This is a genomic window from Pseudomonas citrullilanati (genome assembly GCF_030580855.1).
In the GTDB taxonomy this organism is placed as follows: Bacteria; Pseudomonadota; Gammaproteobacteria; order Pseudomonadales; family Pseudomonadaceae; genus Aquipseudomonas; species Aquipseudomonas citrulli.
The window spans coordinates 120308-143441 of the sequence record NZ_JAUQOP010000005.1; the positions used below are offsets into that span (position 1 = coordinate 120308).

Annotated in this window: 20 protein-coding genes; 13 read left to right on the top strand and 7 right to left on the bottom strand. The window is 63.3% G+C overall.

The genetic code is table 11. The features are described from left to right. Positions 1-160: 160 nt before the first annotated feature. Entirely contained in the window at positions 161-607 is a 447-nt protein-coding gene (locus Q6A48_RS06105) for a response regulator (protein WP_304552664.1), read from the top strand. Positions 608-835: 228 nt separating this feature from the next. Here the strand turns inward: Q6A48_RS06105 and Q6A48_RS06110 are convergent, their stop codons facing one another. Then, complete coding sequence (locus Q6A48_RS06110) at positions 836-3013, bottom strand: malate synthase G (RefSeq protein ID WP_304552666.1); 2178 nt, start codon at positions 3011-3013, stop codon at positions 836-838. Between the two features lie 433 nt (positions 3014-3446). Between Q6A48_RS06110 and Q6A48_RS06115 the strand changes: the two genes are divergently transcribed. After that, on the top strand, positions 3447-3965 hold the full coding sequence (locus tag Q6A48_RS06115; protein WP_304552667.1) for a glycine cleavage system transcriptional repressor: 519 nt from the start codon (positions 3447-3449) through the stop codon (positions 3963-3965). A gap of 217 nt (positions 3966-4182) precedes the next feature. On the opposite strand, the gene rarD is transcribed toward Q6A48_RS06115, so the two are convergent. From rarD to Q6A48_RS06140, 5 genes are all read right to left on the bottom strand, one after another. Continuing rightward, positions 4183-5070, bottom strand: a complete 888-nt coding sequence (rarD, locus tag Q6A48_RS06120) for an EamA family transporter RarD (protein ID WP_304552669.1) — start codon at positions 5068-5070, stop codon at positions 4183-4185. A 206-nt stretch (positions 5071-5276) separates the two neighbouring features. Further along, entirely contained in the window at positions 5277-6251 is a 975-nt protein-coding gene (locus Q6A48_RS06125; protein ID WP_304552671.1) for a serine/threonine protein kinase, read from the bottom strand. 173 nt (positions 6252-6424) lie between these two features. Next, positions 6425-8329, bottom strand: a complete 1905-nt coding sequence (locus tag Q6A48_RS06130; protein WP_304552672.1) for a PhoX family protein — start codon at positions 8327-8329, stop codon at positions 6425-6427. 66 nt (positions 8330-8395) lie between these two features. After that, positions 8396-9160, bottom strand: a complete 765-nt coding sequence (locus Q6A48_RS06135; RefSeq protein WP_304552674.1) for a TOBE domain-containing protein — start codon at positions 9158-9160, stop codon at positions 8396-8398. 56 nt (positions 9161-9216) lie between these two features. Next, on the bottom strand, positions 9217-9957 hold the full coding sequence (locus Q6A48_RS06140; RefSeq protein WP_304552677.1) for a ComF family protein: 741 nt from the start codon (positions 9955-9957) through the stop codon (positions 9217-9219). A gap of 92 nt (positions 9958-10049) precedes the next feature. Here Q6A48_RS06140 and bioB point away from each other — a divergent pair, with 92 nt between their 5' ends. From bioB to Q6A48_RS06170, 6 genes are all read left to right on the top strand, one after another. Further along, the gene (gene bioB / locus Q6A48_RS06145; protein ID WP_304552678.1) at positions 10050-11105 is read left to right on the top strand and encodes a biotin synthase BioB; all 1056 of its coding nucleotides are present in this window, start codon (positions 10050-10052) and stop codon (positions 11103-11105) included. A gap of 161 nt (positions 11106-11266) precedes the next feature. After that, positions 11267-12445, top strand: a complete 1179-nt coding sequence (gene bioF, locus Q6A48_RS06150; RefSeq protein WP_304552679.1) for an 8-amino-7-oxononanoate synthase — start codon at positions 11267-11269, stop codon at positions 12443-12445. Beyond that, positions 12438-13169 carry an alpha/beta fold hydrolase gene (locus Q6A48_RS06155; RefSeq protein WP_304552680.1) on the top strand — a complete coding sequence of 244 codons (732 nt, stop codon included), beginning with the start codon at positions 12438-12440 and terminating at the stop codon, positions 13167-13169. Before bioF ends, Q6A48_RS06155 begins: the two co-directional genes overlap by 8 nt. Next, positions 13162-13974 (top strand): malonyl-ACP O-methyltransferase BioC, encoded by an 813-nt coding sequence (gene bioC, locus Q6A48_RS06160; protein WP_304552681.1) that lies wholly within the window; start codon positions 13162-13164, stop codon positions 13972-13974. The genes Q6A48_RS06155 and bioC overlap by 8 nt, the downstream gene beginning before the upstream one ends. Continuing rightward, complete coding sequence (gene bioD, locus Q6A48_RS06165; RefSeq protein ID WP_304552683.1) at positions 13971-14651, top strand: dethiobiotin synthase; 681 nt, start codon at positions 13971-13973, stop codon at positions 14649-14651. Before bioC ends, bioD begins: the two co-directional genes overlap by 4 nt. Before the next feature lie 107 nt (positions 14652-14758). Then, positions 14759-15055: a pyrroloquinoline quinone biosynthesis protein PqqE gene (locus Q6A48_RS06170; RefSeq protein WP_304552684.1), complete on the top strand. Its 297-nt coding sequence runs from the start codon at positions 14759-14761 to the stop codon at positions 15053-15055. A 72-nt stretch (positions 15056-15127) separates the two neighbouring features. Here Q6A48_RS06170 and Q6A48_RS06175 read toward each other — a convergent pair whose 3' ends face one another. Next, on the bottom strand, positions 15128-15301 hold the full coding sequence (locus Q6A48_RS06175; RefSeq protein WP_304552686.1) for a hypothetical protein: 174 nt from the start codon (positions 15299-15301) through the stop codon (positions 15128-15130). A gap of 30 nt (positions 15302-15331) precedes the next feature. Here Q6A48_RS06175 and Q6A48_RS06180 point away from each other — a divergent pair, with 30 nt between their 5' ends. The 5 genes from Q6A48_RS06180 to Q6A48_RS06200 all read left to right on the top strand — a co-directional run bounded on the left by Q6A48_RS06180 (position 15332) and on the right by Q6A48_RS06200 (position 23062). Further along, positions 15332-17137 carry a phenylacyl-CoA dehydrogenase gene (locus tag Q6A48_RS06180; RefSeq protein ID WP_304552688.1) on the top strand — a complete coding sequence of 602 codons (1806 nt, stop codon included), beginning with the start codon at positions 15332-15334 and terminating at the stop codon, positions 17135-17137. 347 nt (positions 17138-17484) lie between these two features. Then, positions 17485-18774 carry a GGDEF domain-containing protein gene (locus Q6A48_RS06185; protein ID WP_304552689.1) on the top strand — a complete coding sequence of 430 codons (1290 nt, stop codon included), beginning with the start codon at positions 17485-17487 and terminating at the stop codon, positions 18772-18774. 91 nt (positions 18775-18865) lie between these two features. Beyond that, positions 18866-20662 carry an acyl-CoA dehydrogenase C-terminal domain-containing protein gene (locus tag Q6A48_RS06190; protein WP_304552691.1) on the top strand — a complete coding sequence of 599 codons (1797 nt, stop codon included), beginning with the start codon at positions 18866-18868 and terminating at the stop codon, positions 20660-20662. Positions 20663-20800: 138 nt separating this feature from the next. Further along, entirely contained in the window at positions 20801-22579 is a 1779-nt protein-coding gene (locus tag Q6A48_RS06195; RefSeq protein ID WP_304552693.1) for an acyl-CoA dehydrogenase C-terminal domain-containing protein, read from the top strand. Positions 22580-22903: 324 nt separating this feature from the next. Beyond that, complete coding sequence (locus Q6A48_RS06200) at positions 22904-23062, top strand: YqaE/Pmp3 family membrane protein (protein ID WP_003177654.1); 159 nt, start codon at positions 22904-22906, stop codon at positions 23060-23062. The last annotated feature ends 72 nt before the right edge of the window (positions 23063-23134 follow it).

Below are 23134 nucleotides of genomic sequence, written 5' to 3' on the forward strand. Positions count from 1 at the left end.
CCGTGACCGATGGAAATCGTGGAAAAATGCCCCCGTCGGGGCCTTAAAAAATCTTCACTGAATGTTCTTGGAAAAAAATCCGACGAAGTGCACATTGAAGCGCCTTGCAACGATGTCTGACCACTTGCCAAGGGATTGATTCGAGAACGTAGAGAGCACCATGTCCGACCACGATATTTTGAGTGACGCCGAGCGCGAGGCGCTGAGTGCCGTCATGCTGGAACCCGACCTGCCACCGCAGCGAGTCTTGATCGTCGATGACGACAGGGACGCCCGGGAACTGTTGTCGGAAATTCTGGCGCTGGACGGGATTCACTGCATGACCGCCGCCAGCGGCGAAACGGCACTCAAGATGCTGGCAACCAAACCGTCGATCGGCCTGCTGATCACCGACCTGCGCATGGGCAATGTCGACGGCCTGGAACTGGTCCGCCTGGTGCGCGAGTCGGAGCGCGCCGAGTTGCCGATCATCTTGGTGTCCGGCGATGCCGATGTGAAGGACGCCATCGAAGCCATGCACCTGAGCGTGGTGGATTTCCTGCTCAAGCCCATCGATACGGAAAAGCTGCTGGAGCTGGTCAAGCGGGAGTTGGGGATGGATCTTTAGGGGGCGTCCCTGCCATGGATGAAACCTGTGGCGAGGGGATTTATCCCCGCTGGGCTGCGAAGCGGCCCTCAATGCTGTGCAACGATCCGATGGCGAGCGCTTCGCACTCGAACGGGGATAAATCCCCTCGCCACGAAAGCATTCCTGTGCGAATAAAACAAAGCATCCATGCAAATAAAAAAGCCCTGATCGAGCGATCAGGGCTTTTTCGTTGCAACTACCGCTCAATCACAACCCGTTGGCTGCCTTGAACTCGCGACGACGGCGATGCAGCACAGGCTCGGTGTAGCCGTTAGGCTGCTTCGTGCCTTCGATCACCAGTTCGACCGCCGCCTGGAAGGCGATGTTGTTGTCGAAGTCCGGTGCCAGCGGGCGATACAGCGGGTCGTTGGCGTTCTGGCGGTCCACCACCGGCGCCATGCGCTTGAGGCTTTCCATCACCTGGTCCTGGGTGACGACGCCGTGGCGCAGCCAGTTGGCGATGTGCTGGCTGGAGATGCGCAGTGTCGCACGGTCTTCCATCAAGCCGATGTCGTTGATGTCCGGCACCTTGGAGCAACCCACGCCCTGGTCGATCCAGCGCACCACGTAGCCGAGGATGCCCTGGGCGTTGTTGTCCAGCTCGTGCCGGATCTGCTCCGGCGTCCAGCTCGGGTTGACGGCCAGCGGGATGGTCAGGATGTCGTCCACCGAGGCGCGGGTGCGCTTGGCCAGCTCGGCCTGGCGGGCGAACACGTCGACCTTGTGGTAGTGCAGCGCATGCAGCGCGGCGGCGGTCGGCGATGGTACCCAGGCGGTGTTGGCACCGGCCAGCGGGTGGGCGATTTTCTGTTCGAGCATCGCCGCCATCAGGTCGGGCATGGCCCACATGCCCTTGCCGATTTGCGCACGGCCCTGCAGGCCGGTGCTCAAGCCGATGTCGACGTTCCAGTTCTCGTACGCGGCGATCCACTTCTCGGCCTTCATGTCGGCCTTGCGCACCATCGGGCCGGCTTCCATGGAGGTGTGGATCTCATCGCCAGTGCGGTCGAGGAAGCCAGTGTTGATGAACACCACGCGCTCGCTGGCCGCCTTGATACAGGCCTTGAGGTTGACCGTGGTGCGGCGCTCCTCGTCCATGATCCCGACCTTGAGGGTGTTGCGCGGCAGGTTCAGCACGTCTTCGATGCGGCCGAACAGTTCGTTGGTGAACGCGGCTTCTTCCGGCCCGTGCATTTTCGGCTTGACGATGTACACCGAGCCGGTGCGGCTGTTGCGACGGGTCGTGTTGCCGTTGAGGCTGTGGATCGCCGCGAGGCTGGTGACCAGGCCGTCGAGGATACCTTCCGGCACTTCGTTGCCGTTTTTGTCCAGGATCGCGTCGATGGTCATCAGGTGGCCGACGTTACGCACGAACAACAGCGAGCGACCGTGCAGCGTCAGGCTCGAACCGTCGGCGGTGGTGTAGACGCGGTCGGCGTTCATGGTCCGGGTAAAGGTCTGGCCGCCCTTGGCGACCTGTTCCGACAGGTCGCCCTTCATCAGGCCTAGCCAGTTGCGGTAGATCACCACCTTGTCATCGGCATCGACGGCGGCCACCGAGTCTTCGCAGTCCATGATGGTGGTCAGCGCGGCTTCCATCAGGATGTCCTTCACACCGGCGGCGTCGGTCTGGCCGACCGGGGTGCTGGCATCGATCTGGATTTCGAAATGCAGGCCGTTGTGCTTGAGCAACACGGCGGCCGGTGCCGCGGCATCGCCCTGGAAGCCGATCAACTGGGCATCGTCACGCAGGCCGCTGTTGCTGCCGCCCTTGAGGGTGACCACCAGTTTGCCGTCGACGATCTTGTAGGCGGTGGAGTCGACGTGGGAACCGGCCGCCAGGGGCGCCGCCTCGTCGAGGAAGGCGCGGGCGAAGGCGATGACCTTGTCGCCGCGGACCTTGTTGTAGCCTTTGCCCTTTTCCGCGCCGTCGGCCTCGCTGATGGCGTCGGTGCCGTACAGCGCGTCGTACAGCGAACCCCAGCGGGCGTTCGAGGCGTTGAGGGCGAAGCGGGCATTCATCACCGGCACCACCAGTTGCGGGCCGGCCATGCGGGCGATTTCGTCATCGACGTTCTGGGTCGTGGCCTGGAAATCCGCCGCTTCTGGCAGCAGGTAGCCGATGTCTTGCAGGAAAGCTTTGTAAGCCACGGCGTCGTGCGCCTGGCCGGCACGGGCCTGGTGCCAGGCATCGATGCGTGCCTGGAAATCGTCGCGTTTGGCGAGTAGGGCTTGGTTCTTCGGCGCCAGGTCATGAATGACCTTGTCGGCACCGGCCCAGAATGCATCGGCGGTGAGGCCGGTTCCGGGAATGGCTTCGTTATTCACGAAGTCGAACAGGACTTTGGCGACCTGCAGGCCACCGACTTGAACGTGTTCAGTCATTGCTTGCCTCACTCTGCTCAGCTATTTCGCTTTTCAGCTCTTCGATTTTGACAATGAAGCCTCGGGACATTTAAACCACAAACCCCGGTACCAGTACATGCCATCGCTGGCGGCTGGGTGGGACCTATCAAAGGGCTCTTGGCCTTGCTGACGGGGCTTTCAGGGATGCGACTGCGCCTTAAGCAGACATCGGTCCAACATTATGTAGTGCTCGCTGCGGCATACTACATGATCAACTGCGGTTGTGAAAATTAGACTAATTGCGTCGTTCCGCGACCGACTAAAGCACTACGGTCACGACGGGGCACCGGATGTTCTCAAAAAATAGGTGGATTGTTCCAGATAAATCTTGAAACTTGTACACGATTCTCTGTGCAAGGGGGATTCGCGTGTCCTGTCTATACTCTGGCTTCTTACAACAGGAGGCTGCGCCATGGACCATCTGGTCATCACTGTTTTCGCCCCGGACAAGCCCGGTCAGGTCGAGCGCATCGCCGAGTGCATCGCCGAGCACGGCGGTAACTGGCTGGAAAGCCGCATGTCGCACCTGGCCGGGCAATTTGCCGGGATCCTGCGCCTCAGCGCGCCGGCCGAGGCCCATGAAGAACTGATCGAGGCCTTGCAGGGACTGTCGGCCCACGGCATCCGCGTGTTGATCGCCGAGAGCGCCGTCGAAGAATCGTGCACCTGGAAGCCCATCGCCATGGAACTGGTGGGAAACGATCGTCCTGGCATCGTGCGAGATATCACCCGGTTGCTGAGCGAGCAGGGTGTGAACGTCGAGCGCTTGGTCACCCGCGTCGGACCGGCACCGATGAGCAGTGAATTATTGTTCCATGCCGAGGCGAGACTGGGCGTGCCGCTGACGTTGTCCCTGGAGACCTTGCAGGGGCGCTTGGAGACCCTGGCCGATGAGTTGATGGTGGAGCTCAAGCTCAGCGACGAGGAATGAAGCAGGTTATCCAAGGAAAAACTGCGCCTGCCTGTGGATAACCTGTAGAAACCCGGCGCCAGCCCCTGCCCGCCGGGCCTTTCCCGGCGATGCTCAAAAAATCACCAATTATCAAGGGCTTGTGCACAAACGGCGGGGATCACGCTGTGGATAACCTTGGGAAAGGTCAGCGCAGGCCATGCAGCACGTGGCCTGTAGAGAGTTGTACGTTTTTTGATCAGGTGCGTCGGCGCATGCTGACCACGGCGTCGATGCTGTAGACCGCCAGCCCGGCCCAGATGAACAGGAACGCCACCAGCGTGCTGGACGACAGGTGCTCACCAAACAGCGTAACGGCGAGCAACAGCACCAGCGTCGGCGCGATGTACTGGAGAAAACCGATGGTCGTGTAGGGCAAGTGCCGTGTTGCGGCGTTGAAGCACACCAGCGGCACCAATGTCACCGGGCCGGCCGCCACCAGCCACCAGGCTTCGGAAGTGGTCCAGAAGGCCGCCTGGGCGCTGGTGGCCGCCGGGTTGAACAGCAACCAGGCGATGGCGATCGGCACCAGCATCCAGGTTTCCACCACCAGCCCCGGCAACGCCTTGACGGGCGCCTGCTTGCGGATCAAGCCATAGAACCCGAAGGTCAGCGCCAGGGCCAGCGACACCCAGGGCAGGCTGCCCACTTGCCAGACCTGTTGCGCCACGCCGACCGCCGCCAGGCCCACCGCGAGCCATTGCATGCGCCGCAGTCGCTCACCGAGCAGCACCATGCCCAGCAGCACATTCACCAGCGGATTGATGTAATAGCCCAGGCTGGCTTCGAGCATGCGTCCGTTGTTCACCGCCCAGACATAGGTCAGCCAGTTGGCCGCGATCAACGTGCCGCTCAGGGCCAGGATCGCCAGGCGACGTGGATTGTCCCGCAGCTCGCGCCACCAGCCGGGATGCTTCCAGACCATCAGCAAGGCCGCGCCGAACAGCGCCGACCACAGCACCCGATGGATGATGATCTCCACGGATGGCACGCTGGCGATGGCTTTGAAATAGATCGGGAACAGGCCCCAGATGATGTAGGCGCTCAGGCCCAGGATGTACCCGCGACGCGGGTTGGCGGCTTGCATGCAGAGTCCTTGCTTAGGCAGCTAACAAAGGAGCGATTGTAAGGAGATTTTTCAGGTTGTGCTGGGAGTGTTTAAGCACAAGATCCTCTTGTAGGAGCGAGCCTGCTCGCGATAGCGGTGTATCTGCCAGCATCCAGCGCGAATGTTGCGCCGCCATCGCGAGCAGGCTCGCTCCCACAGAGTCAATGAGTTCAGGATCCGCTCGCTCAAAACAGCTTCAACGGCTCTTCATCCAGCGCCGCCAATTGCTCGCGCAGGGCCAGGATATGGTCGCCCCAATAGCGTTCGCTGCCGAACCACGGGAAGCTGCGAGGGAACGCCGGGTCGTCCCAGCGCCGTGCCAGCCAGGCGCTGTAATGCATCAGGCGCAAGGCGCGCAGGGGTTCGATCAGCGCCAGTTCCCGCGGGTCGAAGTCGTGGAACTCCTGGTAGCCGTCCATCAACTCCGACAATTGCCCGAGGCGTTCCTGGCGCTCGCCGGCGAGCATCATCCACAAGTCCTGCACCGCCGGCCCCATGCGGCAATCGTCGAGGTCGACGATGTGGAACACTTCATCGCGGCACATCATGTTGCCGGGGTGGCAATCGCCGTGCATGCGGATGACCGAGTGGGGCGTGGCGGCGTAGACCGCTTCGACACGCTTGAGCAGGTCCCTGGCGACCGACTCGTAGGCCGGCAGCAGGCTGCGCGGGACGAAGCCGCTGTCCAGCACGGTGGCCAGGGAATCGTGGCCGAAATTCTTGACGCCCAAGGCTTCGCGATGCTCGAACGGACGGCTGGCACCCACGGCGTGCAAGCGCCCGAGCAGTTGGCCGAGGCGATAGAGCTGGTCGAGGTTGCCCGGCTCCGGCGCACGGCCACCGCGACGGGGAAACAGGGTGAAGCGAAACCCGGCGTGTTCGTGCAGGCTGACGCCTTCATGGAGCAGTGGCGCCACCACCGGCACGTCGCAATCGGCCAGTTCGAAGGTGAAACGGTGTTCTTCCAGGATCGCGTCCTGGGTCCAGCGCTGGGGGCGGTAGAACTTGGCGATCAGCGGCTCACCGTCTTCGATGCCGACCTGGTAGACCCGGTTCTCGTAACTGTTGAGCGCCAGCACCCGGGCGTCGCTGAGCAAGCCGAGGCTTTCAACGGCGTCGAGTACGAGGTCGGGGGTGAGGGTTTCAAACGGATGGGACATGCTGACTCCTGCGCAGCGGCAGGGCTGCCGCGTCCGACCCGGCATGGTAGCGCAGACGGAGGCAGATAGGGGGTGGCTGTGCTGACGCTATCGCGAGCAAGCTCGCTCCCACAGAGATAGACGCTACACCGAGGATCGACTGTGGGAGCGAGCCTGCTCGCGATGAGGCCTGATCAGGCGCCGATGACCCCGCCATCTTCCCGGGTAATCACCATCACCGACGAGCGCGGCTTGCCATTGGGCAGGTGTTCGGGGAAGGTCGAGCCGCCGTTTTCGCCAGGGTGCTGGATCCCGACGAACAAGGCCTTCTGGTCCGGTGCGAAGCTGATGCCGGTCACTTCGCAACCCACGGGCCCGACCATGAAGCGGCGGATTTCACCGCTGTTGGGGTCGGCGCAGAGCATCTGATTGTTGCCCATGCCGGCGAAGTCCCCGGTGTTGCTGACGTCGCCATCGGTGAGGATCCACAACCGGCCGGCCTTGTCGAAACCCAGGCCATCGGGGCTGTTGAACATGTTCTGCGCATTGATGTTCGACGAGCCGGCTTTTGGCGTGCCGGCGTGCACCGTCGGGTTGCCCGCGACCACGAACAGGTCCCAGTCGAAGGTCTTGGAAGCATGATCGTCGCGGCTGGTGCGCCAGCGCAGGATCTGCCCGTAGACGTTCTTGGCCCGCGGGTTCGGCCCGCCCACCGGCTGGCCGTCTTCACCGCGCTTGGCGTTGTTGGTCAGGGTGCAGTAGACCTGGCCGTCCTTGGGGCTGACCACGATCCACTCCGGACGGTCCATGCGCGTGGCGCCCACGGCGCTGGCGGCCAGGCGCGCATGGATCAGCACTTCGGCCTGGTCGGCGAAACCGCTGCTGGCGTCCAGGCCATTCTTGCCGTGGGTCAGCTCGATCCACTGGCCCTTGCCTTTTGGATGGTCGGGGTTGCCATCGCCGGCATCAAAGCGCGCCACGTACAAGGTGCCGTGGTCCAGCAGGTTACGGTTGGCCTTGGCATTGCGAGGGTTGATGCGCTCGCGGCTGACGAATTTGTAGATGAACTCACCGCGCTCATCGTCGCCCATGTACACCACGGCGCGACCGTCGTTGGTCTGCGCCAGGGCGGCGTTCTCGTGCTTGAAGCGGCCCAGGGCGGTGCGCTTGACCGGCGTGGAGTCCGGATCGAATGGATCGATCTCCACCACCCAGCCATGGCGATTGAGTTCGTTGGGGTTCTTCGCCAGGTCGAAGCGTGGGTCGAACAGGTGCCAGTTGATCTCGCGGCTGGTGACGGTGGCGCCGTAGCGTTTTTGTGCCTCGTCGAACTGCAAGTCGGATTGGCTGCTGCCGAAGCAGTCGGTGAAGTTTTCTTCGCAGGTCAGGTAGGTGCCCCACGGCGTCATGCCGTTGGCGCAGTTCTGGAACGTGCCCAGCGCTTTCTTGCCGCTCTTGTCGGCGCTGGTTTTCAGCAACTCATGACCGGCCGCCGGGCCGCGCAGGCGGATCGGCGTGTTGCCATGGACCCTGCGGTTGTAGCGCGAATCCTGGACGAACTGCCACTGGCCACCGCGACGACGCTGGACCTCGATCACCGAGACGCCTTCGCTGGCCTGGGCCTTGTGCACGTCTTCGGCCGACTGCGGCTGGCCGCCGTGGGAAAAGAGGTAGCGGTAGTTGGTGTATTCGTTGTTGATCGCCATCAGCGCCCGGTTGTTGTCGCCGGGGAACGGGAACAGGCTCATGCCGTCGTTGTTGTCGCCGAACTGCATCTCCTGGGCGCGGGCGGTGCCGTTGCCACTGGGGTCGAACGCCGGCGCATTCCTGCGCAGCGGCTGGCCCCAACTGATCAGCACCGAGGACTTGTAGCCTGGCGGCAAGGTGATGGTGTCGGTGGTCGCGGCGGCGATGCTGTTGAAGCCCAGCAGCCTGCTGTTGCCTTCGCTCACGGCGGCGGCCATGACGCTTCGACTCAGCAGGTTGCCGCCCAGGAACATGGCCGCGCCGCACAGGGCGCCGGCGCTGATGAAACCACGACGGCTGAGGCCGACGATCTTTTCCAGGTCGGTGGATTGGTTTTCTTCTAATAGGCTCATTTCAGGCTCCCTGCTGGTTTTGGCAGTCACCTTAAAGCGGGTCGATGAAGCTATTGTTGCAGCGCGCTACAGCGGGGTGCCGAGCAGCACGTTCGTGGGCGAAAACACCACCTGCACCGCTGCGCCGACGTCCAGTTCGCGTTCACGTAATTGCTGCGGATCGGCCAAGGCGCACAGGGTCTGGCCGTTGGGCAAGCCGATACGCACCTCGCTGGGGCCATTTTCTGCGGCTATAACCTGCTCGACCTGGCCTGGCAGAACGTTGTCGCCCGCCGTGGTCGGCTGCCCGGCGGGGTGCAGTTCCAGCCAGCCGGCCTTGATCAGGGCCACCACTTCGGTACCGCTCGCCAGCTCCAGGCGCACCGTGCTGTCGTGGGTGATCCGGGCCTCGATGACCAACCCCCGGGCCAGCTCCAGGCGGATCCGGTCGTTGTGGCCGATGGCCTCGATCCCCAAGACCTTGCCGTGCAACTGGTTGCGCGCGCTGGTGCGCAGCATCAGGCGGCCGAGCAGGCCCAGGTCGCTGGCGTCTTCGCTCGCTTCGAGCAGTTGCGCCTGCAAGGTTTGCAAGCGCAGGTACAGGCGCAACACCCGCTGGCCTTCCTCGGACAACCTGGCGCCGCCACCGCCCTTGCCGCCGACGCTGCGCTCCACCAGCGGCTGCTCCGCCAGGTTGTTCAACTCATCGATGGCATCCCACGCGGCCTTGTAGCTCAAGCCCGCGCTCTTGGCGGCGCGGGTGATCGAGCCCTGTTCGGCGATGTGCTGCAGCAGGGCGATGCGTTGTGGGCGACGAACGATGTGTTGGGTCAGGAGCGTGGGCAATGACATGACGGAAAACTGCGTGCGAGGTTGATGGCCGACGTTGGCGGCTCGGGCGTTGCGCGTCAAGCCGGATCCGCCGGTTTCGGCGTACGCGCCAGGCAATACACGTCGACCCGCGCCGCGCCGGCATCGAGCAGCAGGCGCGCCAGGGCCTGGGCGGTGGCGCCGGTGGTGAGCACGTCGTCCACCAGCGCGAGGTGGCGGTTGCGCAGCGTTGCCCCAGGCGCCAAGGCGAAGGCCTGGTGCAGGTTCCGTCGCCGGGCCGGGGCATCGAGGGCCTGTTGCGCGGGGGTGTCGTGGATGCGCTGCACCAGCCGCTCTTCGCAAGCCAGCCCCAGCGGTTGGCCGAGCCAGCGGGCCAGCAGGGCGGCCTGGTTGAATCCCCGCTGGCGCAGGCGCCGGGCGGCCAGTGGCACCGGCAACAGCGCATCGGGGCGTTCCAGGCCTTCGTCGAACTGATGTTGCAGCGACTGCGCCAACAACTCGCCCATCAGCCGGCCGAGCGGCCATTTCGCTTGGTGCTTGAAGCGGGTGATCAGGCTGTCCACCGGGAAGTCGTAGGCCCAGGGCGCCACTACCCGCTCGAACGCCGGCGACCGCGCGGCGCATTGTCCACAGCGCAGCCCGGCCATGGGCAGCGGCAGGGCGCAAACGCTGCACTGATCGCCGAGCCAGGGCAGGTCGGCTTCGCACGGTGTGCAGATCGGCTGCGGTGTGTCGGTGGTGTCACCGCATAACAAGCAGGTTTGTTTGTTTTTTGACCAGATGTAAACCGGTCCTTCGTATCGTGGTTGACAGCGCATGACTCTTCCTTAAATATGCCGAACATCCGTGTCGCGCCTGTGGGTATTGCGTAACCCCAAGGCGTCAGCCAAGCATAATCAAGGAATTGCCCATGAGCGCCAGCACCACTGCCAACCTGCGTCATGACTGGTCTTTGGCCGAAGTCAAAGCACTCTTCGTCCAGCCATTCAATGACTTGCTGTTCCAGGCGCAGACCGTGCACCGCGCGCACTTCGACGCCAACCGCGTCCAGGTCTCCACGCTGCTGTCGATCAAGACCGGCGCCTGCCCGGAAGATTGCAAATATTGTCCGCAGTCCGGCCACTACAACACCGGGCTGGATAAAGAGAAGTTGCTGGAAGTGCAGAAGGTCCTCGAAGAGGCCGCGCGGGCCAAGGCCATCGGTTCGACCCGTTTCTGCATGGGCGCGGCGTGGAAGCACCCGTCGGCCAAGGACATGCCCTACGTGCTGGAGATGGTCAAGGGCGTGAAGGCCATGGGCCTGGAAACCTGCATGACCCTGGGCCGCCTCGACCAGGAACAGACCGAGGCGCTGGCCCAGGCCGGCCTGGACTACTACAACCACAACCTCGACACCTCGCCGGAGTTCTACGGCAGCATCATCACCACCCGCACCTACGGCGAGCGCCTGCAGACCCTGGCCTATGTACGTGATTCGGGGATGAAGATCTGCTCCGGCGGCATCCTCGGCATGGGCGAATCCCTGGACGACCGCGCCAACCTGCTGATCCAGCTGGCCAACCTGCCGGAGCATCCGGAGTCGGTGCCGATCAACATGCTGGTCAAGGTCGCCGGTACGCCGCTGGAGAATGCCGAGGATGTCGATCCGTTCGACTTCATCCGCATGCTCGCCGTGGCGCGGATCCTGATGCCCAAGTCCCATGTGCGCCTGTCGGCCGGTCGTGAAGCGATGAACGAGCAGATGCAGGCCCTGGCCTTCCTGGCGGGCGCGAACTCGATTTTCTACGGCGACAAACTGCTGACCACCGCCAACCCGCAGGCCGACAAGGACATGCAGCTGTTCGCTCGCCTGGGGATCCAGCCCGAAGCCCGCGAAGAACATGCCGACGAAGTGCACCAGGCGGCCATCGAGCAGGCGCTGGTGGAACAGAAGAGCGGCGAGCAGTTCTACAACGCGGCTGTTTGATTGTTCACCGATTCCCTGATTGGAATGCAAAAAACTGTGGGAGCGAGCTTGCTCGCGATGGCGATGGAACCTTCAACCTTTGTGTCGACTGGTACACCGCTATCGCGAGCAAGCTCGCTCCCACAAGGTTTTTGGCCAGTCTTTAAATAGTTGAGGCCTGCATGCCCTTCGATCTCGCCGCACGCCTGGCTGCCCGTCGTGCCGACAACCTCTATCGCCAGCGCCCGCTGCTCGAAAGCCCCCAGGGCCCGGAGGTGGTGGTGGACGGCCAGCCGTTGCTGGCGTTCTGCAACAACGACTACCTGGGCCTGGCGAATCACCCCCAAGTGATCGAAGCCTGGCGCGCCGGTGCGACGCGTTGGGGTGTCGGCGGCGGGGCTTCCCACCTGGTGATCGGCCACAGCAGCCCCCACCACGCGCTGGAGGAAGCCCTGGCCGACTTGACCGGCCGGCCGCGCGCCCTGCTGTTCACCACCGGCTACATGGCCAACCTCGGTGCCGTGACCGCACTGGTGGGGCAGGGCGATACGGTGCTGGAAGACCGGCTCAACCATGCCTCGCTGCTCGACGCCGGTTTATTGTCCGGTGCGCGTTTCAACCGTTACCTGCACAACGATGTCCGGAGTCTGGCCAATCGCCTGGAGAAAGCCACCGGCAACACCCTGGTGGTCACCGACGGCGTGTTCAGCATGGACGGCGACATCGCCGACCTGCCGGCCCTGGCCCGTGCAGCCAAGGCCAAGGGCGCCTGGCTAATGGTCGACGATGCCCACGGCTTCGGTCCGCTGGGCGCCCAGGGTGGCGGCGTCGTCGAACACTTCGGTTTGAGCCAGGACGACGTGCCGGTGCTGGTGGGCACCCTGGGCAAGGCGTTCGGCACCGCCGGGGCGTTTGTCGCCGGCAGCGAGGCGCTGGTCGAGAGCCTGATCCAGTTCGCTCGCCCCTACATCTACACCACCAGCCAACCGCCGGCCCTGGCTTGCGCCACGCTCAAGAGCCTCGAACTGCTGCGCAGCGAGCATTGGCGCCGCGAACACCTGCGAGGGCTGATCCGCCAGTTCCGCCAGGGGGCCGAGCAGATCGGCCTGCAATTGATGGACAGCTTCACGCCGATCCAGCCGATCCTGGTCGGCGATGCGGGGCAGGCAATGCACCTGTCACAGAGGCTGCGCGAACGCGGGCTGATGGTCACGGCCATCCGTCCACCGACCGTGCCCGCCGGCAGCGCCCGTTTGCGCGTGACCCTGACGGCCGCCCACAGCGAAGCCCAGGTGCAGCGCTTGCTGGACGCCCTGGCCGACTGTTTCGCTCGATTGGCAAAGGAGTCCAGCCATGCGTGATCGACTGATCCTGCTGCCCGGTTGGGGCCTGGGCATCTCCCCGTTGGAACCGTTGGCCGCTGCGCTGCACGGGCTCGACGAACACCTGCGGGTGGACATCGAACCATTGCCGGCGCTGGCATCGAATGATCCCGAGGAGTGGCTGGACGAACTGGACGCCGCGCTCCCCGAGGATGCCTGGCTGGGCGGCTGGTCCCTCGGTGGCATGCTCGCCTCGGCCTTGGCGGCGCGACGCGGCGAACGCTGCTGTGGCCTGCTGACCCTGGCCAGCAACGCCTCGTTCGTTGCCCACGAACAGTGGCCGAGCGCGATGGCCGGCGACACGTTCAAGGCCTTTCTGGCCGGCTGTGCCGACGATCCGCGCCAGACCCTCAAGCGCTTCAGCGTACTGTGCGCCCAGGGTTGCGGCGATCCGCGCGGGTTGTCGCGGTTGCTGCTGGGCGGCGCACCGAATACTTCGCCCGAGGTGTTGCTGGCCGGGCTGCATGTGCTGGCGCAACTGGATACCCGTGCCGCCCTGCACAGTTTTCGGGGACCGCAACTGCATCTGTTTGCCGGGCTCGATGCCCTGGTGCCGGCCGAAGCGGCGGGCGAATTGCTCGCGCTGCTGCCGGATGTCGAAATCGGCCTGATCGAACAGGCCGGCCACGGATTCCTTCTGGAGGACCCCCACGGTGTGGCGGGGGCGATCCAGGCTTTTCTGCATGAGTCCGGTGATGACTGATTTGTCTCTGGTTGAATTACCCACTGCCTTGCCGGACAAGCGCCAGGTGGCGGCTTCGTTTTCCCGGGCAGCGTCCAGCTATGACAGCGTGGCCGCGTTGCAGCGTGACGTGGGCCAGCAGTTGCTGGAGCGCTTGCCGCCATCGCTGACCCCGACGCGTTGGCTGGACCTCGGCTGTGGCACCGGGTATTTCACCCGGGCGTTGGGCGCGCGCTTCGGCGAGTCTGCCGGGCTGGCGCTGGACATCGCCGAAGGCATGTTGGCCCACGCCCGCGAACTAGGCGGCGCGGCCCATTTCATCGCGGGCGATGCCGAGCGGCTACCGTTGCAGGCGTCGAGCTGCGAGCTGGTGTTCTCCAGCCTGGCGGTGCAGTGGTGCGCCGATTTCGCGTCGGTGTTGAGTGAGGCGCGGCGTGTCCTGAAACCGGGCGGCATACTGGCCTTTACCAGCCTTTGCGTGGGTACGTTGTACGAACTTCGCGACAGCTGGCGTCAGGTGGATGGCCTGGTGCATGTCAACCGTTTCCGCGAATTCGACGCCTACCAGCACCTGTGCGGGGTCAGCGGGCTGAAGGTGCTCAGCCTTGAAAACCGTCCCCATGTCTTGCACTACCCCGACGTGCGCAACCTGACCCACGAACTGAAGGCGTTGGGCGCGCACAACCTGAACCCGGGGCGACCCGGTGGCCTGACGGGCCGGGCGCGGATCCTGGGGATGGTCGAGGCCTATGAGCAATTTCGCCAGGCGCAGGGGCTGCCGGCGACTTACCAGGTGGTCTACGCCGTTTTGGAGAAACCGCTATGAGCCAGGCCTATTTCATCACCGGCACAGACACCGACGTGGGCAAGACCACGGTCGCGGCGGGGCTCTTGCACGCGGCGCGACAAGCCGGCAGGAGCACTGCCGCCGGCAAGCCCGTGGCGTCCGGTTGCGACATCACGCCCAAAGGCCTGCGCAACGCCGACGCCCTGGCGTTGCTGGCCGAATGCTCGGTGCCGCTTGCGTACGCGCAGGTCAATCCCGTGGCGTTCGAACCGGCCATCGCGCCGCACCTGGCAGCGCGAGAAGCGGGCGTGGCCTTGACGGTGCAATCGTTGCTGGGTCCCATGCGTGATGTGCTGGCCCTGGGCGCCGATTTCACCCTGATCGAAGGCGCTGGCGGCTGGCGTGTGCCGTTGGCCGACCAGGACAACCTCTCGGACCTGGCCATCGCCTTGGGCCTGCCGGTGATCCTGGTGGTGGGCGTGCGCCTGGGCTGCATCAGCCATGCGCTGCTGACCGCCGAGGCCATTGCCCGGGACGGCCTGCCACTGGCCGGATGGGTGGCGAACATCATCGACCCCAAGACCTCGCGCCTGGAAGAAAACCTGGCCACCCTGGCCGAGCGCCTCCCCGCGCCGTGCCTGGGCAGGGTGCCGAAAATCAAGGGGGTGACGGCCGAAACCGTCGCCGAGCACTTGCACCTCGAATTGCTGGATTAGGGTTTTCCCTATGATAAGGCAGTGTGCCATTAGTGTTTTTGTCGGGCCTTTTGCTGGCCCTTCTGATTCAATGGCCACTGTCGACCCTTCAGGAGACGAGTTCTGTCATGCAAATCTCAGGAAATACCGCGTTCTATGCCGGTCTGAGCACGATCCAGACAGGGCAGAACCGTGTCGATCAGGCCGCCGGCCAGATCGCCAACGCCACGATCGAGCGTTCGGTAACCAGCCAGTCGTCCGACATCCAGGCCGATCGCCTGCGTTCGGTCGATCGCAGCCAGCAATCGGATGTGGCCGCCAACATGGTGGAGATGGCCCAAGGCAAATTCCAGGTTCAACTGGGTGCGAACGTCGCCAAGGCTTCCGACGAAATGCTCGGGACGTTGATCGATACCTTCGCCTGAACCCGGGCTTCGAAAACAAAAGAACGCCGCGATGATTCGCGGCGTTTTTGTGTCTAAGGTCTTCTTGCTCAACTAATCTTTTTCCAGGCGCGTCGCGGATTCTTCCAAGCGATCGAATGCCCGTGCCCGGGATTTTTCGAAGCCGATGACGAATGGCAAAAGATCGGGCCTTGACAAGGTTTGGGCGTAAACGTATGTTTCAAACAACTGTTTGACCGCCACAACAAAATCCACGCGGTCGTTCATTCCCGGTTACATCAGCAGAGGTTTATCGCTATGCCTGACTACAAGGCCCCCTTGCGTGATATTCGCTTCGTACGTGACGAACTGCTCGGCTACGAAGCGCATTATCAGAGCCTTCCGGCTTGCCAGGACGCAACTCCGGACATGGTTGACGCCATTCTCGAAGAAGGCGCCAAGTTTTGTGAGCAGGTGCTGGCACCGCTGAACCGCGTGGGCGACCTCGAAGGCTGCACCTGGAGCGAGTCCGGCGTGAAGACCCCGACCGGCTTCAAGGAAGCCTACAAGCAATTCGTCGAGGGCGGCTGGCCAAGCCTGGCCCATGACGTGGCGCACGGCGGCCAAGGCCTGCCGGAATCCCTGGGCCTGGCAGTCAGCGAAATGGTCGGCGAAGCCAACTGGTCGTGGGGCATGTACCCAGGCCTGTCCCATGGCGCGATGAACACCATTTCCGAGCACGGTACGCCCGAGCAGCAAGAGGCTTACCTGACCAAGCTGGTATCCGGCGAATGGACCGGCACCATGTGCCTGACCGAACCGCACTGCGGCACCGACCTGGGCATGTTGCGCACCAAGGCCGAACCCCAGGCTGACGGTTCCTACAAAGTCACCGGCACCAAGATCTTCATCTCGGCCGGCGAGCACGACATGGCCGACAACATCGTCCACATCGTGCTGGCACGCCTGCCGGACGCACCGGCCGGCACCAAGGGCATCTCGCTGTTCATCGTGCCGAAGTTCCTGCCCAACGCCGATGGCACCGTTGGCCAGCGCAACGCGGTGAGCTGCGGTTCCCTGGAACACAAGATGGGTATCCACGGCAACGCCACCTGCGTGATGAACTTCGACGCGGCCACCGGTTTCCTGATCGGCCCGGCGAACAAAGGCTTGAACTGCATGTTCACCTTCATGAACACCGCTCGCCTGGGCACCGCGCTGCAAGGCCTGGCCCACGCCGAGATCGGTTTCCAGGGTGGCCTGAAATACGCCCGCGATCGCCTGCAAATGCGTTCCCTGACTGGCCCGAAAGCGTCGGACAAGGCCGCCGACCCCATCATCGTCCACCCGGACGTGCGTCGCATGCTGCTGACCATGAAGGCCTTCGCCGAAGGTAACCGGGCGATGGTCTACTTCACCGCCAAGCAGGTCGACATCGTCAAGTACGGCGTCGATGAAGAAGAGAAGAAAAAGGCCGATGCGCTGCTGGCGTTCATGACGCCGATCGCCAAGGCATTCATGACCGAGGTTGGCTTCGAAGCGGCCAACCACGGTGTGCAGATCTACGGTGGCCACGGTTTCATCGCCGAATGGGGCATGGAGCAGAACGTTCGCGACAGCCGCATCTCGATGCTGTACGAAGGCACCACCGGCATCCAGGCCCTCGACCTGCTGGGCCGCAAAGTGCTGATGACCCAGGGCGAAGCACTCAAGGGCTTCACCAAGATCGTCCACAAGTTCTGCCAGGGCAACGAAGGCAATGAAGCGGTCAAGGAGTTCGTAGGCCCCCTGGCTGCGCTGAACAAAGAGTGGGGCGAACTGACCATGAAGGTCGGCATGGCTGCCATGAAGGACCGCGAGGAAGTCGGCGCGGCGTCGGTGGACTACCTGATGTACTCCGGTTACGCCTGCCTGGCCTACTTCTGGGCCGACATGGCGCGCCTGGCTGCGGAAAAACTCGCGGCCGGCACCACCGAGGAGGCGTTCTACACCGCCAAGCTGCAGACCGCGCGCTTCTACTTCCAGCGCATCCTGCCGCGTACTCGCACGCACGTGGCTGCCATGCTGTCGGGTGCCAACAACCTGATGGACATGAAAGAAGAAGACTTCGCGCTGGGCTACTAAGCCTTAAGCGGTTCTTCCAAAAGCCGCTGCTTCTTCGGGAGCAGCGGCTTTTTCATGTCTGCCACAAAATCTGTATTCACCGCAGGCCCTTGTGGGAGCGAGCTTGCTCGCGATGGCGTCTGTTCAATCAGTACCTTCATGGGCTGACACACCGCTATCGCGAGCAAGCTCGCTCCCACACGGATCAACCAGGATCCTGAAACAATATTCATCCAGCCAAGCCCTAAGAAAACCTTCCCGCCTGCCGTTAAAGCGATGGCAGTGTGACATCTGTCACCTCTCGCGTGCCTTGTTGCAGCAATAGCAGGCACAATGCCATCTTTGTCCGCCGGGTCGGAGCTTTACCCTTGCCGCGTTCTTCCGCTGTACGTTTCAGCCATTTCCTACCTTCGCTGCTGCTTTTGCTGGCGGGGCTCGCGGCTGCCTACGTCAAGGATCTCAACGTCTTCTTCACCTCGCTGTTCAACGTCCTGCCGACGTTGGTGTTGCTGCTCGGCGGGGCGTACTGCTCCGTCTACCGGCGTCAACGCGAGCTGTTCCTGATGGTCACGGTGTACATCGCCTATTTCTTGCTGGACACCCAGACCGACTTCTACCGCGATCACGGCAAGGTGCGCGAGGACGCGGCGGTGGTGTTTCACCTCGTCTGCCTGCTGCTGCCGTTGCTGTTCGGCCTGTTCGCCGCCTGGCAGGAGCGTACCCATCTGTTCCAGGACATGGTGGCGAGGTTCGCCGTGCTGCTGATCTTCGGCAGCGTGGCGCTGGCGCTGGAGCAGAGTTTCCCCCAGGCGTTGCTGCTGTGGCTGTCCGAAATCCGCTGGCCGGCCCTGCACGGCGCCTGGATGAGCTTGATCCAGCTGTCCTACCCGGTCTTCTTCGCCGCGTTCGCGTTGCTGGCCTGGCAATACTGGCGTAATCCCCGGCCCCTGCACGCCGCGCAACTGGTAGGGCTGCTGGGTCTGTTCTGGATGTTGCCGAAGACCTTCATCCTGCCGTTCACCCTGAACATCATGTGCAGCCAGGTGATGTTGATGATTGCCGCCGCGGTCGCCCACGAGGCCTATCAAATGGCCTTCCGCGACGAACTCACCGGGCTGCCGGGACGCCGGGCGCTGAACGAGCGCATGCAGCGCCTGGGGCGCAATTATGTGTTGGCGATGAGCGACGTCGACCATTTCAAGAAATTCAACGACACCCACGGTCACGACGTGGGCGACCAGGTGCTGCGCCTGGTGGCCAGCAAGCTGTCGAAGATCGGTGGTGGCGGCAGGGCTTATCGCTACGGCGGCGAGGAGTTCGCATTGGTCTTTGCCGGCAAGACCCTCGATGAGTGCATGCCGCACCTGGAGGTCATTCGTCAGTCCATCGAGAGCTACAGCATCCAGTTGCGCAACCCTGACAGTCGTCCCCAGGATGATCAACAAGGTCGCCAGCGGCGTACGGGGAGCAGCGCCTCCAGCGTGTCGGTGACCATCAGCATCGGTGTCGCCGAGCGGCTCGAGCAGCGCACGCCGGAAGAGGTGCTCAAGTCCGCCGACCAGGCGCTCTATAACGCCAAGGGCGCGGGGCGCAATTGCGTGGTCGCCTTCGGACAGAACCGTCGCGGCGCGGTGCGCATGGAAGCGGCCGCGGGTTGAGTGATGACGGCGCATTCAGCGCCTGGACTGTGATTGTGGGCCTGGGGAGGCGGCAGTAGGTTGAAACGATCTGCTACCGGAGAAAACCACCATGCCCGAGTACAAAGCCCCGTTGCGCGACATGCGCTTTCTGATCGATCACGTCTTCGATTTCCATGGCCGTTACGCCGCGCTGGGGGCCAGCGACGCCAGCCCGGACATGGTCAACGCGATCCTCGAAGAGGGCGCCCGGTTCTGCGAGAACGTGCTGGCCCCGCTCAATCGTTCCGGTGACGAGGAAGGTTGCCATTTCGACAACGGCGTCGTCACCACGCCCGCCGGCTTCAAGCAGGCGTTCGCCCAGTACGTGGAAGGCGGCTGGCATGGGCTGGCGGCGGATCCGGCGTATGGCGGCCAGGGCCTGCCCAGCTCCCTGGGGCTGGTCATCAGCGAGATGGTCGGCTCCAGCAATACCTCATGGGGCATGTACCCGGGCCTGACCCACGGCGCGATGTCGGCCATCCATGCCCACGGCACCGAAGAACAGAAGCAGACCTACCTGAGCAAGCTCACCGCCGGCCAATGGACCGGTACCATGTGCCTTACCGAAGCCCACTGCGGCACCGACCTGGGCATCATCAAGACCCGCGCCGTGCCCCAGGCCGACGGCAGTTATGGGATCACCGGCAGCAAGATCTTCATTTCCGCCGGCGAGCACGACATGAGCGAGAACATCGTTCACCTGGTGCTCGCCAAGCTGCCGGACGCGCCCGCCGGGACCAAGGGCATCTCGTTGTTCATCGTGCCCAAGTTCCTGCCCGACGCCACGGGAGAGGCCGGCGAGCGTAACGGTGTGTCCTGTGGCTCGATCGAGCACAAGATGGGCATCAAGGCCTCGGCCACCTGTGTGCTGAACTTCGACGGGGCCAAGGGCTTCCTGATCGGCGAGCCGAACAAGGGCCTCAATTGCATGTTCACCATGATGAATCACGCCAGGCTCGGCACCGGCATGCAGGGCCTTTGCCTGGGGGAAACCAGCTTCCAGGGCGCCATCCGCTACGCCAACGACCGTTTGCAGATGCGTTCGCTGACCGGCCCCAAGGCCCCGGAAAAACCCGCCGACCCGATCATCGTCCATCCGGATGTGCGCCGGATGCTGTTGACCATGAAGGCCTTCAACGAAGGCAACCGGGCGCTGACGTATTTCACCGCGCAGTTGCTGGACACCGCGCACCTGAGCACCGACGAGGCCGCTCGCCAGGAGGCCGAGGACCTGCTGGCCTTCCTCACACCGATCTGCAAGGCCTTCATGACCGACACTGGGCTGGAGGTGACCAACCACGGCATGCAGGTGTTTGGCGGGCATGGCTTCATTCGCGAGTGGGGCATGGAGCAACTGGTACGGGACTGCCGCATCGCACCGATCTATGAAGGCACCAACGGCATCCAGGCGCTGGACTTGCTGGGGCGCAAGGTGTTGGGCAGCCAGGGCAAGCTGTTGCGCGGGTTTACCAAGATCGTCCACACGTTCTGCGCGGCGAACGCTGGACACCCGCAACTCCAGGACTATCTCGCGCAGCTTGACGGCCTCAACCGGCAGTGGGGCGAGCTGACGACCCAGGTGGGCATGGCGGCCATGAAGAATCCGGACGAGGTGGGCGCCGCCTCCGTCGATTACCTGATGTACAGCGGCTACATCATCCTGGCCTACCTGTGGTTGCGCATGGCCCTGGTTGCTCAATCGCAACTGGAAAGCGGCGCCGGTGACGCGGATTTCTGCCGGAGCAAACTGGCCACCTGCGAGTTCTACTTCAAGCGCCTGCTGCCGCGTACCGCCGCTCATCGGGCCGCCGTCGAGGCCGGGAGCGATTGTTTGATGAAACTGCCGGCGCAGTTGTTTGCCTTTTGACCCACTTTTTGCGTGACTAAAAATAACAATAAAGTCACGCGTTGACCCTATGTGTCGTAAAAGTTGTTGAGGTACACTCCAGCCACTGCTAAAACCGTTTTCTTACGAACCAATTGTTTAGATCCTGCGAGGTTTGCCATGGCTGACTACAAAGCGCCCCTGCGCGATATGCGCTTCGTCCTCAATGAGGTGTTCGAGGTCGCCAAACTCTGGGCCGAGCTGCCGGCACTGGCCGAGACCGTCGACGCGCAAACCGTGGAGGCGATCCTCGAAGAAGCCGGCAAAGTCACCAGCAAAAGCATTGCGCCCCTCAGCCGCGCGGCTGACGAAGAAGGCTGCCATTGGGCTGATGGCGCCGTCACCACGCCGGCAGGTTTCCCACAGGCCTACAAGACTTACGCTGAAGGCGGTTGGGTCGGCGTCGGCGGTGATCCCGCCTACGGCGGCATGGGCATGCCCAAGGCCGTTTCGGCCCAGGTCGAGGAGATGGTCAACTCCGCCAGCCTGTCCTTCGGCCTGTACCCGATGCTGACCGCCGGCGCTTGCCTGTCGATCAATGCCCACGCCAGCGAAGAGCTGAAGGCGATGTACCTGCCGAACATGTACGCCGGCGTCTGGGCCGGCTCCATGTGCCTGACCGAGCCGCACGCCGGTACCGACCTGGGGATCATCCGCACCAAGGCCGAGCCCCAGGCGGATGGCAGCTACAAGGTCAGCGGCACGAAGATCTTCATCACCGGCGGCGAACACGACCTCACCGAGAACATCATCCACCTGGTGCTGGCCAAACTGCCGGACGCGCCGGCGGGCCCGAAAGGCATCTCGTTGTTCCTGGTGCCCAAGTTCCTGGTCAATGCCGATGGCAGCCTCGGCGCGCGCAACGCGGCACACTGTGGATCGATCGAGCACAAGATGGGCATCCAGGCGTCCGCCACGTGCGTGATGAACTTCGACGACGCGGTGGGCTACCTGGTCGGCGAGCCGAACAAGGGCCTGGCGGCGATGTTCACCATGATGAACTACGAGCGCCTGGGGGTCGGTATCCAGGGGCTGGCGACCGGTGAGCGTTCCTACCAGAACGCCATCGAATACGCCCGCGACCGCCTGCAAAGCCGTTCGCCGACTGGCGCACAGAACAAGGACAAAGTGGCCGACCCGATCATCGTCCACCCCGACGTGCGTCGGATGCTGCTGACCATGAAAGCCTCGAACGAAGGCGGCCGGGCCTTTTCCACCTACGTGGCGATGCAATTGGACACCGCCAAGTTCAGCGAAGATGCGGCCACCCGCAAGCGCGCCGAAGACCTGGTGGCCCTGCTGACGCCGGTGGCGAAAGCCTTCCTGACCGACCTGGGCCTGGAAACCACCGTCCATGGCCAGCAGATCTTCGGCGGCCACGGCTACATCCGGGAATGGGGCCAGGAGCAATTGGTACGCGATGTGCGCATCACCCAGATCTACGAAGGCACCAACGGCATCCAGGCGCTGGACCTGGTCGGGCGCAAGATCGTCGGCAGTGGCGGCGCGTTCTACACGTTGTTCGCCGACGAGATCCGGCATTTCACCGCCACCGCCAGTGGCGACCTGGCCGAGTTCACCCAGCCGCTGAATGCTGCGCTCGGCACGCTGGACGAACTGACCCAGTGGCTGCTGGACCAGGCCAAGACCAACCCCAACGAAATTGGCGCCGCGTCGGTGGAATACCTCCAGGCGTTCGGCTACACCGCGTACGCCTACATGTGGGCGTTGATGGCCAAGGCCGCCTTGGGCAAGGAAAGCCAGGATGATTTCTACGCGAGCAAACTGGGCACGGCGCGTTTCTACTTCGCCCGCCTGCTGCCGCGTATTCATTCCCTGAGCGCTTCGGTCAAGGCCGGTAGCGAGTCGCTGTTCCTGCTGGAAGCAGGGCAGTTCTGACCTTCTGGCGATGTGTAAGCATTTGCTTACACATCGTGCTGACGTTTTCCCTCTTCCGGCGAATTGGATCCACGGCTAATCTACTTCACATGGACGTCGCGCAGGATGCGCAAAAGATACAGCACGGACACGTAGGATTCTGCCAGGATGGCGGAGCGAAATGGATGTCAGGGAAACAGTCTGCAAAGCCCCGCTTCGGCGGGGTTTTCTTTTGCCCGCGTTTTTTATCCAAGGCTTCTTTTCGGTTATCGCTGAACCCTGACGAGCGGTCAGGTGTCAATCAGCTACATGGCAATGCAGCCATGGTCAACCGGGAGCCAACCCATGGATTTCATTCGTATCATCATCGCCATCCTGCTGCCGCCACTGGGCGTCTTCCTGCAGGTCGGCTTCGGCGGGGCTTTCTGGCTGAATATCCTGCTGACGCTGCTGGGCTACATTCCGGGCATCGTCCATGCGGTGTATATCATCGCCAAGCGCTGAAGACTTTTTATCAATACCGAGTGGGAGCGAGCCTGCTCGCGAAAGCGGTGTATCAGTCGCCAGCTATATGAC

Coding starts and splice junctions, on each gene's coding strand:
- Q6A48_RS06140 (WP_304552677.1), bottom strand. CDS start 9,957: ATGCGCTGTCAACCACGATACGAAGGACCGGTTTACATCTGGTCAAAA.
- Q6A48_RS06110 (WP_304552666.1), bottom strand. CDS start 3,013: ATGACTGAACACGTTCAAGTCGGTGGCCTGCAGGTCGCCAAAGTCCTG.
- Q6A48_RS06195 (WP_304552693.1), top strand. CDS start 20,801: ATGGCTGACTACAAAGCGCCCCTGCGCGATATGCGCTTCGTCCTCAAT.
- bioC (WP_304552681.1), top strand. CDS start 13,162: ATGACTGATTTGTCTCTGGTTGAATTACCCACTGCCTTGCCGGACAAG.
- Q6A48_RS06135 (WP_304552674.1), bottom strand. CDS start 9,160: ATGTCATTGCCCACGCTCCTGACCCAACACATCGTTCGTCGCCCACAA.
- Q6A48_RS06170 (WP_304552684.1), top strand. CDS start 14,759: ATGCAAATCTCAGGAAATACCGCGTTCTATGCCGGTCTGAGCACGATC.
- bioF (WP_304552679.1), top strand. CDS start 11,267: ATGCCCTTCGATCTCGCCGCACGCCTGGCTGCCCGTCGTGCCGACAAC.
- bioD (WP_304552683.1), top strand. CDS start 13,971: ATGAGCCAGGCCTATTTCATCACCGGCACAGACACCGACGTGGGCAAG.
- Q6A48_RS06105 (WP_304552664.1), top strand. CDS start 161: ATGTCCGACCACGATATTTTGAGTGACGCCGAGCGCGAGGCGCTGAGT.
- Q6A48_RS06130 (WP_304552672.1), bottom strand. CDS start 8,329: ATGAGCCTATTAGAAGAAAACCAATCCACCGACCTGGAAAAGATCGTC.
- Q6A48_RS06190 (WP_304552691.1), top strand. CDS start 18,866: ATGCCCGAGTACAAAGCCCCGTTGCGCGACATGCGCTTTCTGATCGAT.
- Q6A48_RS06115 (WP_304552667.1), top strand. CDS start 3,447: ATGGACCATCTGGTCATCACTGTTTTCGCCCCGGACAAGCCCGGTCAG.
- Q6A48_RS06180 (WP_304552688.1), top strand. CDS start 15,332: ATGCCTGACTACAAGGCCCCCTTGCGTGATATTCGCTTCGTACGTGAC.
- Q6A48_RS06200 (WP_003177654.1), top strand. CDS start 22,904: ATGGATTTCATTCGTATCATCATCGCCATCCTGCTGCCGCCACTGGGC.
- rarD (WP_304552669.1), bottom strand. CDS start 5,070: ATGCAAGCCGCCAACCCGCGTCGCGGGTACATCCTGGGCCTGAGCGCC.
- Q6A48_RS06125 (WP_304552671.1), bottom strand. CDS start 6,251: ATGTCCCATCCGTTTGAAACCCTCACCCCCGACCTCGTACTCGACGCC.
- Q6A48_RS06155 (WP_304552680.1), top strand. CDS start 12,438: ATGCGTGATCGACTGATCCTGCTGCCCGGTTGGGGCCTGGGCATCTCC.
- Q6A48_RS06175 (WP_304552686.1), bottom strand. CDS start 15,301: ATGAACGACCGCGTGGATTTTGTTGTGGCGGTCAAACAGTTGTTTGAA.
- bioB (WP_304552678.1), top strand. CDS start 10,050: ATGAGCGCCAGCACCACTGCCAACCTGCGTCATGACTGGTCTTTGGCC.